The sequence below is a fragment of the Streptomyces sp. NPDC017225 genome (genome assembly GCF_044331465.1).
In the GTDB taxonomy this organism is placed as follows: Bacteria; Actinomycetota; Actinomycetes; order Streptomycetales; family Streptomycetaceae; genus Streptomyces.
Genome location: NZ_JBIRNE010000014.1, coordinates 140280 through 155669 on the forward strand (window position 1 = coordinate 140280; position 15390 = coordinate 155669).

Below are 15390 nucleotides of genomic sequence, written 5' to 3' on the forward strand. Positions count from 1 at the left end.
ACTTTACGGACGCACCGCCCGGGACGGGAGTCACTCACCCGACCGCACGACCGCCGACTGTGTCACCAGTGGGGCCGACCGCGAGCCATAACACCAGGTCAGCGGCCGAAACTCGCCAGCTTCGCCCGCAGCTGCAACACCGACTTGGTGTGAATCTGGCTGACCCTGCTCTCCGTCACACCCAGCACGTTCCCGATCTCGGCGAGTGTGAGGCCCTCGTAGTAGTACAGCGTGACGACGGTCTTCTCCCGCTCGGGCAGCGTGTTGATGGCGCGCGCCAGGAACCGCCGCAGTTCCCGGTCCTCGGCGACCTCCACCGGATTGTCGGCGGCGGTGTCCTCCAGCGTGTCCATGAGGCTGAGCCGGCCTCCGCCCTCGCCCCCGGCGTGCAGCAACTCCTCCAGCGCCACCACGTTGGCCAGCGACAACTGGCTGAACACCGCGTGGAGGTCCTCCACCGCGATCCCCATCTCGACGGCCACCTCGCTCTCCGAGGGGGTGCGGCGCAGCCGTGCCTCCAGCGTCGCGTACGCGCGCTCCACGTTCCGCGCCTTCTGCCGGACCGAACGCGGGATCCAGTCCAGCGCCCGCAGCTCGTCGATCATCGCGCCCCGGATCCGGGTGATCGCGTACGTCTCGAACTTGATCTCCCGGTCGACGTCGAACTTCTCGATCGCGTCGATCAGTCCGAACACGCCCGAGGAGACGAAGTCCGCCTGCTCGACGTTGGGCGGCAGTCCCACGCTCACCCTGCCCGCCACGTATTTCACCAGGGGCGAGTAGTGCAGGATCAGCTGTTCCCGCAGCCGCTCGTCCCCCGTCGCCTTGTACGACCGCCACAGCTCGTCGAGCGTCGAGGGGGCGGGCGGTCGCACGCTGCCACCGTCGCGGGCGGCTGGGGGGAGCGCCGCCCGGTCGGACCCGGAGGTGTGCTGGGGCATTCGTCGCCTTGTGCCGTTCTGCCGTGATGTGGTGTGCCTGGGTGAGGCCGCCGGTCTGCTGTCTACGTGGGGGTCATCGTGAGCGTAGCGTGACTGGACTGTCGCGGTGCGCGAAGAGCGGGGCGGGACCGTACGCAGATACGTTCCGCTGAACGCTCCACAGGGGACACGATGATCGCTCTACGTGATCACTCGAGTACCTCAACTGCCACTGTTCCCAAGGGCGTCGGGGTTCCCCCGGACGGCCGAACACGCTGGGTCAGTACGGAGCGCGGCCGTCGCGGACCGACATCATCATCTGGCGTGTCAACTTCCAGCCGTCGCCGTGTCGTTCGACGTATCCAAGCGCTCGAAGCTCGTACAGTCTCGCGATGGCGTCGTCCCGCGTGGTCTGTGCGCGGCGCGCCACCTCGGCCGCCGCCGCCACCCCGCGTGCGGGGAGCCCGGCCAGTACCTGGCGAGTGCGGGGTTCCAGCAGGTCGGTGGGGAGCACCGGCCCGCGCCGGTCCGGGGGCAGCTCGCCCATGTCGCCGACCAGTTCGACGACCTCGGCCGCGTCGTTGACGAGCACCGCGTCGCCGCGCAGCAGCTCGTGCACCCCCGCCGACAGCGCGCTGGTGGCCGGTCCTGGCACGCCCATCGTGTGCCGGCCCAGGCGCTGGGCGGCCCGTGCCGTGACCAGCGAGCCACTGCGGTAGGCGGCCTCGACGACCACGGTGCCCCGGGTGAGCGCGGCGATCACACGGTTGCGCAGGATGAACCTGCTCGGCGTCGGGTGATCGCCCGGCGGCAGCTCCCCGACGACCAGTCCCTGCTCCGCGATCCGGGTGATCAGACCGCTGTGTCCGGGTGGGTAGGGGCGGTCGACGCCACAGGCGAGGACGGCGGCGGTGGCGCCGCCCGCGCCCAGGGCGCCCCGGTGCGCGGCGCCGTCGACCCCGTAGGCGCCGCCGGACACGACGACCCAGCCGCGTTCGGCGAGTCCGGCGGCGAGGGTGGCCGCCATGTGGGCGCCGTAGTCGGTGCAGGCCCGGGCGCCGACGACGGCCACCGACCTCAGCGCCCACACACGCAGACTGGGCCCGCCGCGCACCCACAGCCCGAGGGGCCTGGCGTCCCCCAGGTCGTCGAGCTGCCGCGGCCACTCGGCCGCCCCGGGGGCGACGAACCGCACTCCCGCGGTCCGGGCGACGGCGAGGTCCCGGCGCGGCTCGGCCCGGCCCGCCCGGGCGCACAGCCCGGCCCACCGCTTCTCGCTCACCCCCGGCAGGGCCCGGCCGCCCTCGCGCAGCCTCCGCACCACCTCCGCGACGCCGCGCTCCCGCACCCACCGCCCGCCGGTCTCGTCGCCGGGCTCGAGCACCCGGGTGAGAAAGACCCGGCCGAGCGACTCGTCGTCCGCCTGCCCGCCCGACACCTCTCCGTCGCCGTCGCCCGGCCCGTCGCCCCCGCCCCGGGTCGCGCTCCCACCTCGGGGGTCGACCTCCCGGGGCACGGCGTCTCCTCGGGCGGCGCCGCCGCTTCGGGGGGAGGCGTCGCCCCGGGGCACGGCATCACGCCCCGACACGGTGTCCAGGCGGGAAGCGGTGTCACCCCCGCGGGCGGCGCCGTGCGCGGCCGGATCGTCGTCCTGGGAGACAGTGCGGCCTCCCTCGGCCATGGCGTCGTCCTCGGGTACCGCCTCCGCCCCGGTCACGTCAGCGCTCCGAGGACCATGGGGACGCCCCTCGGTACCCCCGTGCGCAGTTGCAGCGCCAGGGCGACATCTCTCGCGTCGGGCCGGTCGTGGCCGACGAGATCCGCGACGGTCCAGGCGACACGCAGGACCCGGTCGAGGCCGCGGGCGGTGAGCACGCCCCGCTCCAGGCTGCTCTCCGCGTCCTCCAGCGCACCGGGCGCGGCGCGCCAGCGGCTGCGGAGCTCCCGTCCGGGCACCTCGCTGTTGGAGCGCCACGGGGTGTCCGCGAGGCGCGCGGCCGCCCGGTCCCGGGCCGCCCGCACCCGGTCGGCGACCGTCGCGGTGGTGTCGCCCCGGACAGCCGTATCGGCCAGCTGGCTGCGGGTGACCCGGTCCACCTCGACCCGGAGGTCGACCCGGTCGAGAAGCGGGCCGGACAGCCTCGCCTGGTAGCGGCGGATCGCCGAGGACGGGCACTCGCACAGGTCCTCCTTCCGCGAGAACCGTCCACAGGGACAGGGATTGGCGGCCAGCACCATCAGGAACCGTGCCGGGAACCGCACGACGCCCGCACTGCGCGCGATGACGACGTGCCCGGACTCCAGCGGCTGACGCAGGGCATCCAGCGTGCGGCTGCTGAATTCTGGCGTTTCGTCCAGAAAGAGCACACCTCGGTGGGCCAGCGACACGGCGCCCGGCCGTCCGATGCCGGGACCACCGCCGACCAGGGCCTGCATCGTGGCGGAGTGGTGCGGCGCGCAGTAGGGAGCCGCGTCGATCAGTGGCTTGCCCGGCGGCAACAGACCCGCCACCGAGTGCACCGCGGTGACCTCCAGCGACTCCGCCCGGCAGAGCCTGGGCAGGACGGCGGGCAGCCGTTCGGCGAGCATGGTCTTCCCGGCGCCGGGTGGCCCCTCCAGGAACAGGTGGTGGCCGCCGGCCGCGGCGATCTCCACCGCCGTGCGTGCCGGCTCCTGGCCCACGACGTCGGCGAGGTCGTGGCCGTGGTCGTGGTGCGTCGCTCCCGTGCCGCGCATCCCGGTGGCGGCGCCCGTACCGGGCATGCGCAGGCCGGCGAGGAGCGGGTCGGGCCGGCCCTCCTGGTCCGGTTCCTCCTCCGGCACGGGCTCGTCGGCGAGGATCGCGATGAGCTGGCGCAGACTGCGTACGCCGAGCACCGACACACCGGGCACCAGGGACGCCTCGGCCGCTGCGCACTCCGGGACGACGACCTGCTCGTAACCTGCCTCCGCCGCTGCCAGCACCGCCGGCAGGATGCCGCGCACCGGTCGCACCCGTCCGTCCAGGCCCAGCTCCCCGATCATCACGATGTCGGCGAGCACCCGGGGGTCGATGCGCTCGGCGGCGCCGAGGACCGACGCGGCGACGGCAAGATCGAATCCGCTGCCGCTCTTGGGCACCGACGCCGGGCTGAGTCCCACCGTCAGCTTCTTCTGCGGCCACTCCGCACCCGAGTTGACCACCGCCGCCCGCACCCGGTCGCGGCTCTCGGTCAGGCTCTTGTCCGGCAGCCCCACCAGCGTGAAGGCCGCCACTCCGGGTTCGAGGTCGGCCTGCACCTCGACCACCACGCCCTCGACGCCGACGAGCGCCACGGAGCACGTACGCGCGAACCCCATCACGCCACCCCCCGCGCGTGCTCGACCACGGGTGCACCGCGCTGCGGGAGGAGCACACCGACCAGGTCGATGCGGACGCCACCGGGCGGGGCCCCGCCGTGGGTCTGGATCCAGCGTTCGGCGAGCCTTCGCAGCCGCTCCGCCTTCTCGGGGGTCACCGCGGCCATCGGGTGCTCGAAGGAGCCGCCCCTGCGGGTCTTGACCTCGCAGACGACCAGGGCGTCGCCGTCCCGGGCGACGATGTCGATCTCGCCGGTCCGGCCGCAGCGCCAGTTGCGCTCCAGGACCGCCATCCCGGCCTCGGCCAGCCGGCGGGCGGCGAGTGTCTCGCCGTACTTGCCCATCGCACCTCGTGCGTTCATGTCGGCACCACCTCCGGCGCCAACGATGAGGGCAGCTCAGCGAGCTATTGGATCTTGGTGGACGATCAGACGGCTGTGGACAAGCCCGTCACCCACACGAGTGAAACCTGTTGCCTGTCAGCCGCTGGGAAGCTCCAGGTCGCTCTTGTTCAACTCCTCGATGTTCACGTCCTTGAACGTCAACACCCGCACCTGCTTCACGAACCGGGCCGGCCGGTACATGTCCCAGACCCAGGCGTCGGCCATGGAAACCTCGAAGAACACCTCGCCCTGGACCGAGTGCACCTGCATCTCGTAGTCGTTGGTGAGGTAGAAGCGCCGCTCGGTCTCGATCACGTACTTGAACAGACCGACGACATCGCGGTACTCCCGGTAGAGCTTGAGCTCCATCTCGGTCTCGTACTTCTCGAGGTCCTCGGCGCTCATGGCATGTTCCCCTTCAGCCGTGCGGTCCCACCATTGTGCGCCAGTCCCGTGTACCCCTAGACGATTTCGGTGTCCAGGGTCACCGGCCCGGCCGGGGGCCCTTCGTCGAGCAGCTTGCGCAGCAGCCCGGCGAGTCTGGTCGGATACACCGTCTCATGTGCCCGGGTCAGTTCCTGACACGTCCACCAGCGCGATCCGGCGACACTGCGCCGCTCCAGCTCGGTCAGGCCCGCGGCCTCGGTCGAGGTCTGGGTCGTACGGGCCAGGTAGTACCACTCGTCCTGGTCCCAGCGGCGCCCCGCGAAGGGGAAGGAGCACCTGCGCCGCCACAGCACCGGGCCGAGTTCGATGTCGGTGATGCCGGTCTCCTCGACGAGTTCCCGCCTGGCGGCCTCCTCACGGGTCTCGTCGCCCTCCACGCCACCGCCGGGGGTGAACCACCAGTCGTCGGCCGGATCGTCCGGTTCGTGCCCGTGCAGCAGCAGGATGCGGTCGTCGGGGTCGAGCAGCACCACCCGTGCCACCCTGCGCAGCCCGCCCGCGTAGGAGTCCTGCCCCGCCCGCGTCGGCTCAGCGGGCACCGGTGGCCCCTGTCCCGGTCCGGGCGCGGGAGGCGGCGGCCCGCTTGGCGAAGGGACCGTAGGCCGCGCCGCCGAGTATCAGCACGGCCCCGGCGATCACCAGCGCAACGACCGTCCGCAGCGGTCCCGGCGAGGAGAGACCGCCCAGCGTCTCGAAACCGGTCGGCCGCTCCAGCATGCCGTTCATGGGCCAGACCACGGCGTCGACACGGGCGTCCACGGCCCCGCGCGACACGGTGCCGCCGGCGGCGTCGGCGAGGTGGGCGGTGGAGTCCAGGGAGGTGTCGCGCTGGTCGCCGAGCAGGAACAGGCGGCCCTCGGGGACGGTCACGGTCGGGAAGCCGCTGAGCTGGGCCGGCGTTCCGTCGGGCAGGTACGTCTCGTCGACGTCCTTGCCGTTGACCTTGAGCCGGCCCTCCTGGCAGCAGGAGACGGTGTCCCCGCCGACCGCGACCACGCGCTTGACCATCGGGGCGTTGGCCCAGGCCTCGTCCTCGAAGACGACGACGTCACCGCGGCGGACGTCCCCGCCGTCGATGCGCTGGGCCAGCACCCGGTCGCCCGCGTCGATCGACGGCGCCATCGAGCTGGTCGGCACGGTGTAGGGGCGGTAGACCACCGCTCCCCAGGCGAAGCCTCCGAGGAACAGAGCCAGCCCCAGCGCCACGGCGAGACCGGACAGTCGCTGCCCGGCCCGGCTGCCCGCCGGGCCCTTGTCCGTGCCGCCGCCGGGCGGGGCCGTACGTGTCGTGCTCTCGCCACCCATGGATCCGCACCTTACCCGGCAGTACCCGAACGGGGCAGCCCCTCCCGGAGGCCTGGCCCGGGAGGGGCTGGAAGGGCTGCTTCTCAGGAGGGGGCGTACGGTCCCGAGCCGCTCAGCGGGTTTCGGCGGGTGCGACGCGCCTGCGGCGCCACCAGACGACCGGGACGATCCCGGCGAGGGCGAGCCCCTGGGGCGCGACCGACAGCGCGGCGGCGGCCGACGACTGGGCCTGCAGGCTCTCCTGGTCGAAGGTGTCGGGGACCGGCAGGTTGTCCCAGCGGTTCATCGGCCAGGCGATCACGATGGCACGGCCGACGACCTCCTTCACCGGGACCATGCCGCCGTGCTCGTCCGACTGGTTGTAGCGGGAGTCCCGGGAGTTCTGCCGGTGGTCGCCCATGACCCAGATGGAGCCCTCGGGGACCTCGACCTTGAACTGGCCGCCCTGGTCGTCGACGCTGCACGGCGTGTTGTTGGGGTAGACGTAGTCCTGCTCGTTCAGCGCCTTGCCGTTGACCTTGAGGGGGCCGGTCCCCTTGCACTCGACGGTGTCGCCGCCGACTCCGACGACGCGCTTGATGAGGTCCTTCTCGTCCGCGGACGGCATCAGGCCGATCCAGCTGAGGACCGTCTGCAACGCGTTCGGGTCGGGCGTCGGCTCGCCGGCCAGCCAGTCGTCCGGGTCGTGGAAGACGACGATCTCACCGCGCTCGGGTTCCGAGCCGAACCAGGGCGTGAGCTTGTCGACCAGGACACGGTCACCGATCGTGAGGGTGTTCTGCATCGAGGCGGACGGAATCGAGAACGCCTGGACCAGGAACGTCTTGATCAGCAGCGCGAGTACCAGCGCGATGCCGATCAGGATCGGCAGCTCCTTCCAGAAGGAGCGCGGCTTCTTGGCCGCGGGAGGTGCCGCCGGGGGCGTCCCGCCCACTCCCTCGTCCTGCGTTCCGCTCTGTTCGTCCGTCACCCTGCCGTCCTCGGTCCCGGAGTCGTGCCCGGAGGCCGGTGCGCCGTCCGCCGCCGGGCCGGCCCTCTCCACGGGGCGTCCGCGGTTCTCCTCGCCGTCGTGTCCGGACCGTGCGCCAACCGCCACATCCCCCACGCCAACTCCTTACTTTCTGCCGCCGCCTGCCCCGTACGCGGTGCAGGCCCACCACTCCCATAACGAGCGGGAGTTCCGCAGGGGTCGGGAGTCGAATCATCGTGTTCGGATCGTAGGGGGCAACCCTATGCGACAGCCGGGGGGCGGCAGTCGAACCGGAGGCCGAGTCGGACACGGACGCATACGTTTTCGGTTCGTCCAGGGTGGTCCAGTGCCCGAACGGCCAGGCGATCACCATGGCCCGGCCGACCACCTCGTCCTCGGAGACCGTGCCGAAGTCGGTCTGCTGGTGGGAGCGGGAGTCGGCGGAGTTGGACCGGTGGTCGCCCATCACCCACAGCCGTCCCTCGGGGACCGTGACGTCGAACGGCGTCCTGGACGGGGCGTCGCCGGGATGGAGGTAGTCCTCGGTCAGGGGTACGCCGTTGACGGTGACCCGGCCCCGGGTGTCACAGCACTTGACCCGGTCCCCACCCACGCCGACGACCCGCTTGATGAGGTCCTTCTCGTCGTCGGACGGCAGCAGGCCGATGAAGGAGAGGCCTTCCTTGACCTGCTTGACGACAACGGGATCGTCCTTCTCGGCGGCCTGCTCGCCCTGCAGCCAGCCGCCGGGGTCGCGGAAGACGATGACGTCCCCGCGCTGCGGCTCGGAGCCGAACCAGGGGGTGAGCTTGTCCACCAGGACCCGGTCACCGATCTGGATGGTCTGCTCCATGGAGCCCGACGGGATCACGAACGCCTGGACGAGGAAGGTCTTCAGCACCAGCGCTATCAGGACGGCGACGCCGACGAGGAGAGGTATCTCCTTGACCGCGCCGCGTCTGCGGCGCCGTTTGACCTTGCGCTGCAGCTTGCGCCGCTCGGCACGGGACCGGCCTCCGGACGACGCGCCGCCGGTGCGCCGTGAGCCGGTGGGCAGCAGGTTCTCCGTGGGGCTGCTGGGCGCCCCGCGCGGTTTGCCCCGGCTACCCATCGGCGCCCTCGGCGTGCCCGGGCCGGTGCGCGTCAGCGGCCGGCCCGTCCGCCGCGGCCGGTCTGTCCGCCACCGTGGGTTCGGCCGCCACGGTCGGTTCGGCCACCGCAGTCGGTTCGGCCACCGCAGTCGGTTCGGCCACCGCAGTCGGTTCGTCCGCGACGTCGGCCGGCCGGCCCGTGTCCGCATCCGCGCCCGTGTCCGGCACGCGCGCGTAGGCGTCGGGCCGGTCGAGGTGGGTCGCGTGGTCGAAGGGCCAGACGATCCAGTCGGCGCGGCCGATCACCTCGTCCACGGGGATCATGCCGCCACCCGGCGAGCCCAGGTGGTCGCGGGAGTCGCTGGAGTTGGCCCGGTGGTCGCCGAGGACGAAGAGGGTGCCGTCGGGAACGACGACGTCGAAGCGCACCGTGGACGGGCGGTCACCCGGGTACAGGAAGGCGGACTCGTCGACCGACTGGCCGTTCACCCGGACCCTCCCCTCCCTGTCGCAGCACACCACATGGTCGCCGCCCACACCGACAACGCGCTTGATGTAGTCGCCCTGCCCGAAGAGCCCGGTGCCGTCGAACACGACGATGTCGCCCCGCTGCGGCCGGTCACCGAAACGGTACGCCAACTTGTTTACGAGAACCCGGTCGCCGATCCTCAATCCCCGCTCCATGGATCCGCTGGGAATCTGGAAGGGCTGTAGCACGAAGGTACTGAGCAACAGCAGGAACAGCAGCAGGGTCAGGAGGGTCACGGTGATCCGGCCGCCCGGCACCCAGTCCGTGATCCGCCCCGCAAACGCGGAACGCGACCGTTCCTCCGGGCCCTCCGTGTCCGAGGGGTGCTCGGAGCCGGAAGGGCGGGAGGAGCGGTCGCGCTCCGTGGGCTGTGCTTCGGTGTCCATCGGGGCCAGATGCTATCCGGCCCCGGCGTGGACCTCTCAGCGCGCTCAGTTGTCGCGCTTCTCCTTGATCTTCGCGGCCTTGCCGCGCAGCTCGCGCAGGTAGTAGAGCTTGGCGCGACGGACGTCACCGCGGGTGACGAGCTCGATCTTCTCCACGATCGGGGTGTGCACCGGGAAGGTGCGCTCGACGCCGACGGAGAAGGAGACCTTGCGGACCGTGAAGGTCTCGCGCACGCCGGCACCCTGGCGGCGGATGACTACGCCCTTGAACTGCTGCACACGGGAGCGGTTGCCCTCGATGACGCGGACGTGGACGTTGACGGTGTCGCCGGGGCGGAAGGCCGGGACGTCACTGCGCAGCGACGCGGAGTCGACGGAGTCGAGCAGGTGAGACATTTCGTCTGCTTTCCTCGCTGATGCCACAGGTCATCAACGGAAACTAGGTGTTTCGGAATCTGGGACGTGCGGGTCGGGACGGGCGTCGTTTCCCCCTGTGGCAGGGGCGCGCTCCGGACGGACGCACAACAGCGCCCTATTCTTCCACGCCCGGCGTCCTACGCCAAAACCGGCCGTACGGCTCCCCCTCCGGGTCGGGTTCCCAGCCCAGGATGGAGAGCATCTCGCGGTCCTTCTTGTCGAAGGCACCGGGGTCGCACCGCTCGATCAGGTCGGGCCGGTTGGCCGTCGTACGCCGCAGGGCCTCGTCGCGGCGCCAGCGGGCGATCTTCCCGTGGTGGCCGCTGAGCAGTACGTCCGGGATGCCGCGGCCGCGCCACCGCGGCGGCTTGGTGTGGACGGGCCCCTCCAGCAGGTTGGCCATGACGCCGGGGGCGAAGGAGTCGTCCCGGTGGGACTCGGCGTTGCCGAGGACGCCGGGCAGCAGCCGCGCCACGGCCTCGGTCACGACGAGTACGGCCGCCTCGCCGCCGGCCAGGACGTAGTCACCGATGGACACCTCGTACACGGGCATCCGGGTCGCGTACTCGTCGATGACACGGCGGTCGATGCCCTCGTAGCGGGCGGGCGTGAAGACCAGCCAGGGCCGCTCGGAGAGCTGGACGGCGAGTTCCTGGGTGAAGGGCCGGCCGCTGGGCGTGGGCACGATGAGGGCGGGCTCGCCGGAGCCCGTCTCGTAGCCGTCGGCCAGGACGGAGTCCAGCGCGTCGCCCCACGGCTCGGTCTTCATCACCATGCCGGGGCCGCCGCCGTAGGGCGTGTCGTCGACGGTGTTGTGCCGGTCGTAGGTCCAGGAGCGCAGGTCGTGCACGTGCACGTTCAGCTGTCCACGCGCGCGTGCCTTGCCGACGAGGGAGACGTTCAGCGGTTCCAGGTACTCGGGGAAGATCGTGACGACGTCGAGCCGCATCACGCCTCTTCCTCCGACGATCCCGCGGGGGCGTCCGCCGAGGAGTCCCGCGCGGAGGCGATCTCGGCCCGGTCGTCGATCAGCCCGGGCGGCGGGTCGATGACCGCGCGCTGCTCGTCCAGGTCGATCTCGGTGACGATCTCCGACACGAACGGCACGTAGACCTCGCTGCCGTCGGGGCGCTCCACCACGAAGAGGTCCTGCGTGGGCAGGTGGGAGATCTCGGTGATCCGGCCGACCTCCTCACCGTCCTTGGTCACCACGTCGAGGTCGATCAGCTGGTGGTCGTAGTACTCGTCGTCGTCCTCGGGACGCTCGTCCGGGTCGACGTCGGCGATCAGGAGGGTGTTGCGCAGCGCCTCGGCTCCGGTGCGGTCGTGGACACCGGCGAAGCGCAGCAGGAGACGGCCGCTGTGGACCCGGCCGGTCTCGATGGTGAGCGGCCCGGTGGAGGCGGGGTCGGTGGCCAGTACGGCACCGGGCCCGAGCCGCAGCTCCGGCTCGTCGGTGCGGACCTCGACGGTCACCTCGCCCTTGATCCCGTGGGCGCGGCCGATACGCGCGACTACCAACTGCACTGTGCTTGATCTCCTGTCGGAACTACGACGAACCGGTCACGGCTCGTACAACGCCGGTCATGGCTCGTGCGACACCGGTCACGGCACGTACGACACCGGTCATGGCGCACACACGACACCGATTCACGACGCACGCGACGCCCGCTCACGACGCATACCGCGCCGGCTCCCCGCGCATACGCCTACGGTCACGGCTGTACGACTACGGGCCGGGGACGGCCCAGTGGCCCTCCCCGGCCCGAGCCGGTGCTGCGTTCGGCGTCAGCGGACGTGGTCCACGTCGACGAGGTCGACGCGAACACCACGGCCGCCGATGGCGCCCACGACGGTGCGCAGAGCGCGTGCGGTGCGGCCGTTGCGGCCGATCACCTTGCCGAGGTCGTCCGGGTGGACCCGGACCTCGAGCACACGCCCGCGACGCAGGTTGCGCGAGGCGACCTGCACATCGTCAGGATTGTCGACGATGCCCTTCACGAGGTGCTCGAGAGCCTCCTCGAGCATGCTCAGGCCTCGGTCGACTCGGACTCGGCGGCAGCCTCGTCCTTCTTGTCGGCCTTCTTCTTCTGGGTGATCGCCTCACCCTTGCCCTCGTCGTCGCCACCGATCGCCTCGAAGGTCGGACGGGCCGACTTCTCGGCCGGCTGCAGCAGCGGCGCCGGGGCGGGCTCGCCCTTGAACTTCTGCCAGTCGCCGGTCTTCTTCAGGATGGCGAGCACGGGCTCGGTCGGCTGGGCGCCGACACGCAGCCAGTACGCGACACGCTCGGCGTCGACCTCCATCACCGACGGGTTGTACGTCGGGTGGTACTTGCCGATCTCCTCGATGGCCCGGCCGTCACGGCGGGTACGGGAGTCGGCGACGACGATGCGGTAGTGAGGCGAACGGATCTTGCCCAGACGCTTCAGCTTGATCTTGACTGCCACTGGAGTGGGTTCTCCTGGTTTTGACGTGATTGGGCACGGCGAGAGAGCCGCGTGGGGTTGCGGTACCCGAGTGCCCGATGGACGCGTCAGCCGGAGGAGAGAGGGGTCCTGTGCGACTGTCGAGTACAGCTAGCCATTGTGCCACACGCGGGCGGGCCCCTCAGACCGAGGCCCTCCCGGAGGCGGACCGGCGGACCGAGGGCACCGCGCCCGGGTCCGGCTGCCACGAGCAGCCGGACCGTCAGCTCGCCGCCGCGCCGACCACCTCCGGAATCCGGAACGGCTTGCCGCAGCCGCCGCACATGATCGGTGCCTGGGCCAGGACCGACGGGACGACCCGTACGTTGCGTCCGCAGTCGCACACCGCCTTCACGCGCACCCCTCCCCCGGAGGAGCCGTGCCGGGCGGCCGGACCGCGGAAACTCCGGACGGAGTCGGTCGCGGTCGCGGCGGTGTGGGCCTTCAGCGCGCGCTGAAGGCGTTCCATCGTCGGGCGGTAGCGGCGCTTCGCCTCGGGAGTGAGCGTGACCAGTGAGAAGCCGCTGCTCGGATGCGGCTCCTCGGGGTGGTCGAGGCCCAGCTCCTCGGCGATCGCGAGGAATCGTCGGTTGTGGTAGCGCCCCGCGCGGGAGGTGTCGCGTACTCCACGCGCGGCGGCGATGCCGTGGACTGCCTCATGGAGCAGTCGCTCGAAGGAGAGCTCGTGCCCGCAGGCGGACGACGACTCTCCGATCAGGGACTCGGGCGCGGCAAGATCGGGCAGCTCGGTGTGGTGCCGCTGAATGTCGGCCCACGCCTGCGCCAGCTCTGCGGCGAGAACAGGTGGTGTCGTGCTCACGTAATGACAACGAGCCGGAGTACCGCTGTGTTCCTATTCCGGGGCATCCCAAATAATTTGCACGTACCCGTCAGTTGCCGCTGATGCGTCCCGACGAGGGCGGGTGCGCTGATCTGCGGAGAAGCCTCACAGCTCATACCAAGCTGGTGCGTAGTCCGACGTACGCGCCGGCGCGTAGGCCCTGTCCACGCGCCGGGAGGCGTGTGACCCGCGGGTGCGCAAGGGGCGTTTCGGCCGCCGTCCGCCCGGAAGCACGCCACCCGATCGGGCGCGTCGACGGGTGCGACGTTACCGGGTGTACCGCCGGCGTGCGGCACCGCCCCGCCGCCTGTCGGCCCCCGTCCCCGCGGGGCCACCGCCGGGCTCGCCGACCATGGCCGGAACCGCCTCGTCGGCGCCACCGCCACCCGCTGTCATCACCGAGGGGCGCGATCAGGCCATCCGCCGGAGGGGCCGGGACGGGGCTACCGGGGGTACCACGCGGCCAGGCGCACGTTGCCGGGAAGTGAAATCTCGCCACGGGGACGGGGTCCGGGCAAACCGGCCCCCGCTACCACTGGACGCCACGGCGAGCCCGGAGTTTCCTGGCATACGGGGGAAGTACGAGCGCACTGCACGGGGGCCACGGAATCGGGCACAGCGGCAACACTCGGCGATTGGGGCGCTTTCCTATGACACCTACGCTCGTGCGGCAGCACTCATCCCACTCGGGGACGACGCCTCGTGTGGACCCAGGTGCACGCGCGCGTGACTGGTCCGAAATCCAGGAGCGGATGCTCGTACCGCTCTACGAGGCCGTCTACGAGCGACTGGACGTGGGCGGCGGCACACGGATGCTGGGTCTGGGCTGCGGTTCCGGCCTGGCCCTGCTGATGGCCGCCTCGCGGGGCGCCGCGGTGACCGGGGTCGACTCCCGCTTCCCGGAACGCCTGCCCCTGGCGCGGCAACGGCTGCTTCCCGCAGTGTCCGGCGATCCCGTGTCGCCCGACACGCGGGACACACGCGCGCGCGTGGACGGCGTACAGGTGGACGGCGCACGGGCGGACGGGGCACGGGCGGACGGGGCACGGGTCGTCGAAGGCAGGCCCCGGGACGCGGCGGACCCGTCGGCCCCGGCCTTCGACCTGGTGACCGCCTTCGAGCCCATCGGGTGCCTCGCGGGCGACTCGGAGGGGCTGGGCGAGCTGCTCGCCCAGGCGACGCCGCTCGCCGGGCGCGGGGCCGCCGTGGTGCTGGCGGGGTGGGGCCCTCCGGAACGGTGCGCCACGACGTCGGTGCTGCGGGTGGCCACCAGACTCGCGGACCCGCTGCGCGGCGCGGGCAGCTGGCGCCCCGCCCTGCGCGACGACCTGGAGGAGGTCGCCCAGCGGGCCGGCCTCAGGCCGGACGGTTCGGGACGGGTGGCGTGCCCGTTCGGATACGCCGACGCCGGCAGCGCGGTGCGCGGGCTGCTGTCGACCGGGCTGTTCGACGCGGCCATCGCGGCGACCGGCCAGGAACAGGTCGACAAGGAGCTGGCGGAGGCCCTGCATCCGCACCAGCGGCCGGACGGGACCGTGTGGATGCCGAACGTGTTCCGGTACCTGATCGCCCGTCTTCCCTGACGACCGGTTCCGATCGGGTGTGCGCGGGGTTTCTCCCGGTGGATCCTGGCCCTCTAATCTGATCCACCGTTCGGGGGAACAGACACAGCTGCGTACGGGAGCCCTGTAGTGCCGCACCTCAAGACCGCGCCGCGTCTCGCCGCGCCCGTCGCCGTCCTCGCCCTGGCCCTCACCGCGTGCGGGGGCGGAGACGACGCCGGCGCGACGGGCCCGGCGAGCCCCGGGGTGTCCGCCGCTCCCTCCCGGGCGGCCTCGGGCGGCGACCTGGCGACGGGCGAGAGCGCGACGGGCAAGGTCGCGGAGGGCCCCGGAGAGGTCACCTACGAGGTCGTGGCCCGGAAGGTGGAGGTCGGCACGGAGGCGGAGGCCGCGAAGGCTGTGGCGGACGCGGCGGACGCCGAGGGCAGGGTGCTGGCCGTCGCTCACGTCGAGTACACCCACAAGGGCGGCCCGGCCCTCACCGAGGGCTCCGACGTGCACGACGGCACCACGGTCTTCGCCGACGGGCAGCGCGGCGGCGTCCTCGTCGGCGGCGCCTCGGACGACGCTCCGGGCTGCGAGGACCCGTACGACGTGCGGAGCTGGAAGCAGGGCGAGAGCCATGTCTTCTGCGAGACGTACCTGGTCCCCGCGGACGCCACGAGCGTGGAGGTGCACTGGGAGGAGCGGGACGGCGAGCCCTACGTCTGGAGGTACTCGCGGAGGTAGGAG

The 15390-nt window shown here is 71.8% G+C and carries 16 protein-coding genes and 2 pseudogenes; 2 read left to right on the forward strand and 16 right to left on the reverse strand.

The window, feature by feature from the left end; all coding sequences use genetic code 11:
• Window positions 1-98: 98 nt before the first annotated feature.
• From whiG to ACH4NX_RS27545, 16 genes and pseudogenes are all read right to left on the reverse strand, one after another.
• A complete protein-coding gene (gene whiG, locus ACH4NX_RS27470; protein ID WP_345588802.1) occupies window positions 99-941 on the reverse strand; it encodes an RNA polymerase sigma factor WhiG in 843 nt (280 codons plus the stop codon).
• A 259-nt stretch (window positions 942-1200) separates the two neighbouring features.
• Window positions 1201-2637, reverse strand: a complete 1437-nt coding sequence (gene dprA / locus ACH4NX_RS27475; RefSeq protein ID WP_398129038.1) for a DNA-processing protein DprA — start codon at window positions 2635-2637, stop codon at window positions 1201-1203.
• Window positions 2634-4259: an ATP-binding protein gene (locus ACH4NX_RS27480; RefSeq protein WP_351398212.1), complete on the reverse strand. Its 1626-nt coding sequence runs from the start codon at window positions 4257-4259 to the stop codon at window positions 2634-2636. The genes dprA and ACH4NX_RS27480 overlap by 4 nt, the downstream gene beginning before the upstream one ends.
• The gene (locus ACH4NX_RS27485) at window positions 4259-4621 is read right to left on the reverse strand and encodes a YraN family protein (protein WP_351398210.1); all 363 of its coding nucleotides are present in this window, start codon (window positions 4619-4621) and stop codon (window positions 4259-4261) included. Before ACH4NX_RS27485 ends, ACH4NX_RS27480 begins: the two co-directional genes overlap by 1 nt.
• Window positions 4622-4738: 117 nt before the next feature.
• Window positions 4739-5047, reverse strand: coding sequence for a DUF2469 domain-containing protein (locus tag ACH4NX_RS27490; RefSeq protein WP_003993268.1), 309 nt, complete (start codon window positions 5045-5047; stop codon window positions 4739-4741).
• Between the two features lie 56 nt (window positions 5048-5103).
• A complete protein-coding gene (locus tag ACH4NX_RS27495) occupies window positions 5104-5628 on the reverse strand; it encodes an NUDIX hydrolase (protein WP_351398208.1) in 525 nt (174 codons plus the stop codon).
• Entirely contained in the window at window positions 5618-6394 is a 777-nt protein-coding gene (lepB, locus tag ACH4NX_RS27500; protein WP_398129039.1) for a signal peptidase I, read from the reverse strand. The genes ACH4NX_RS27495 and lepB (ACH4NX_RS27500) overlap by 11 nt, the downstream gene beginning before the upstream one ends.
• A 112-nt stretch (window positions 6395-6506) precedes the next feature.
• Complete coding sequence (gene lepB, locus ACH4NX_RS27505) at window positions 6507-7499, reverse strand: signal peptidase I (protein WP_351398204.1); 993 nt, start codon at window positions 7497-7499, stop codon at window positions 6507-6509.
• Window positions 7393-8475, reverse strand: a pseudogene (lepB, locus tag ACH4NX_RS27510) (signal peptidase I); the annotation flags it as partial. The pseudogene lepB (ACH4NX_RS27510) and the gene lepB (ACH4NX_RS27505), both read right to left, overlap by 107 nt.
• A gap of 193 nt (window positions 8476-8668) precedes the next feature.
• Window positions 8669-9370 (reverse strand): annotated as a pseudogene (gene lepB, locus ACH4NX_RS27515) (signal peptidase I); the annotation flags it as partial.
• 45 nt (window positions 9371-9415) lie between these two features.
• A complete protein-coding gene (rplS, locus tag ACH4NX_RS27520) occupies window positions 9416-9766 on the reverse strand; it encodes a 50S ribosomal protein L19 (RefSeq protein ID WP_030041016.1) in 351 nt (116 codons plus the stop codon).
• Between the two features lie 136 nt (window positions 9767-9902).
• Window positions 9903-10736 (reverse strand): tRNA (guanosine(37)-N1)-methyltransferase TrmD, encoded by an 834-nt coding sequence (gene trmD / locus ACH4NX_RS27525; RefSeq protein ID WP_351398199.1) that lies wholly within the window; start codon window positions 10734-10736, stop codon window positions 9903-9905.
• A complete protein-coding gene (gene rimM / locus ACH4NX_RS27530; protein WP_351398197.1) occupies window positions 10736-11314 on the reverse strand; it encodes a ribosome maturation factor RimM in 579 nt (192 codons plus the stop codon). The genes trmD and rimM overlap by 1 nt, the downstream gene beginning before the upstream one ends.
• Before the next feature lie 261 nt (window positions 11315-11575).
• The gene (locus ACH4NX_RS27535; RefSeq protein ID WP_003973401.1) at window positions 11576-11815 is read right to left on the reverse strand and encodes an RNA-binding protein; all 240 of its coding nucleotides are present in this window, start codon (window positions 11813-11815) and stop codon (window positions 11576-11578) included.
• Window positions 11816-11817: 2 nt separating this feature from the next.
• Window positions 11818-12237: a 30S ribosomal protein S16 gene (gene rpsP, locus ACH4NX_RS27540; RefSeq protein WP_279561948.1), complete on the reverse strand. Its 420-nt coding sequence runs from the start codon at window positions 12235-12237 to the stop codon at window positions 11818-11820.
• Window positions 12238-12478: 241 nt separating this feature from the next.
• Window positions 12479-13075: a hypothetical protein gene (locus ACH4NX_RS27545; protein ID WP_279561947.1), complete on the reverse strand. Its 597-nt coding sequence runs from the start codon at window positions 13073-13075 to the stop codon at window positions 12479-12481.
• 671 nt (window positions 13076-13746) lie between these two features.
• On the opposite strand from ACH4NX_RS27545, the gene ACH4NX_RS27550 reads away from it, so the two are divergent.
• Together ACH4NX_RS27550 and ACH4NX_RS27555 are read left to right on the forward strand one after the other, a co-directional pair.
• Window positions 13747-14679, forward strand: a complete 933-nt coding sequence (locus ACH4NX_RS27550; RefSeq protein ID WP_351398194.1) for an SAM-dependent methyltransferase — start codon at window positions 13747-13749, stop codon at window positions 14677-14679.
• 108 nt (window positions 14680-14787) lie between these two features.
• Window positions 14788-15387, forward strand: a complete 600-nt coding sequence (locus ACH4NX_RS27555; protein WP_398129040.1) for a hypothetical protein — start codon at window positions 14788-14790, stop codon at window positions 15385-15387.
• Window positions 15388-15390: the final 3 nt, after the last annotated feature.

Bases quoted from the DNA above. Each gene is read 5' to 3' on its own strand.
- whiG (WP_345588802.1), bottom strand. From the start codon at position 941: ATGCCCCAGCACACCTCCGGGTCCGACCGGGCGGCGCTCCCCCCAGCC.
- ACH4NX_RS27490 (WP_003993268.1), bottom strand. From the start codon at position 5,047: ATGAGCGCCGAGGACCTCGAGAAGTACGAGACCGAGATGGAGCTCAAG.
- ACH4NX_RS27535 (WP_003973401.1), bottom strand. From the start codon at position 11,815: ATGCTCGAGGAGGCTCTCGAGCACCTCGTGAAGGGCATCGTCGACAAT.
- ACH4NX_RS27485 (WP_351398210.1), bottom strand. From the start codon at position 4,621: ATGAACGCACGAGGTGCGATGGGCAAGTACGGCGAGACACTCGCCGCC.
- ACH4NX_RS27550 (WP_351398194.1), top strand. From the start codon at position 13,747: ATGACACCTACGCTCGTGCGGCAGCACTCATCCCACTCGGGGACGACG.
- ACH4NX_RS27480 (WP_351398212.1), bottom strand. From the start codon at position 4,259: ATGGGGTTCGCGCGTACGTGCTCCGTGGCGCTCGTCGGCGTCGAGGGC.
- trmD (WP_351398199.1), bottom strand. From the start codon at position 10,736: ATGCGGCTCGACGTCGTCACGATCTTCCCCGAGTACCTGGAACCGCTG.
- lepB (WP_398129039.1), bottom strand. From the start codon at position 6,394: ATGGGTGGCGAGAGCACGACACGTACGGCCCCGCCCGGCGGCGGCACG.
- rplS (WP_030041016.1), bottom strand. From the start codon at position 9,766: ATGTCTCACCTGCTCGACTCCGTCGACTCCGCGTCGCTGCGCAGTGAC.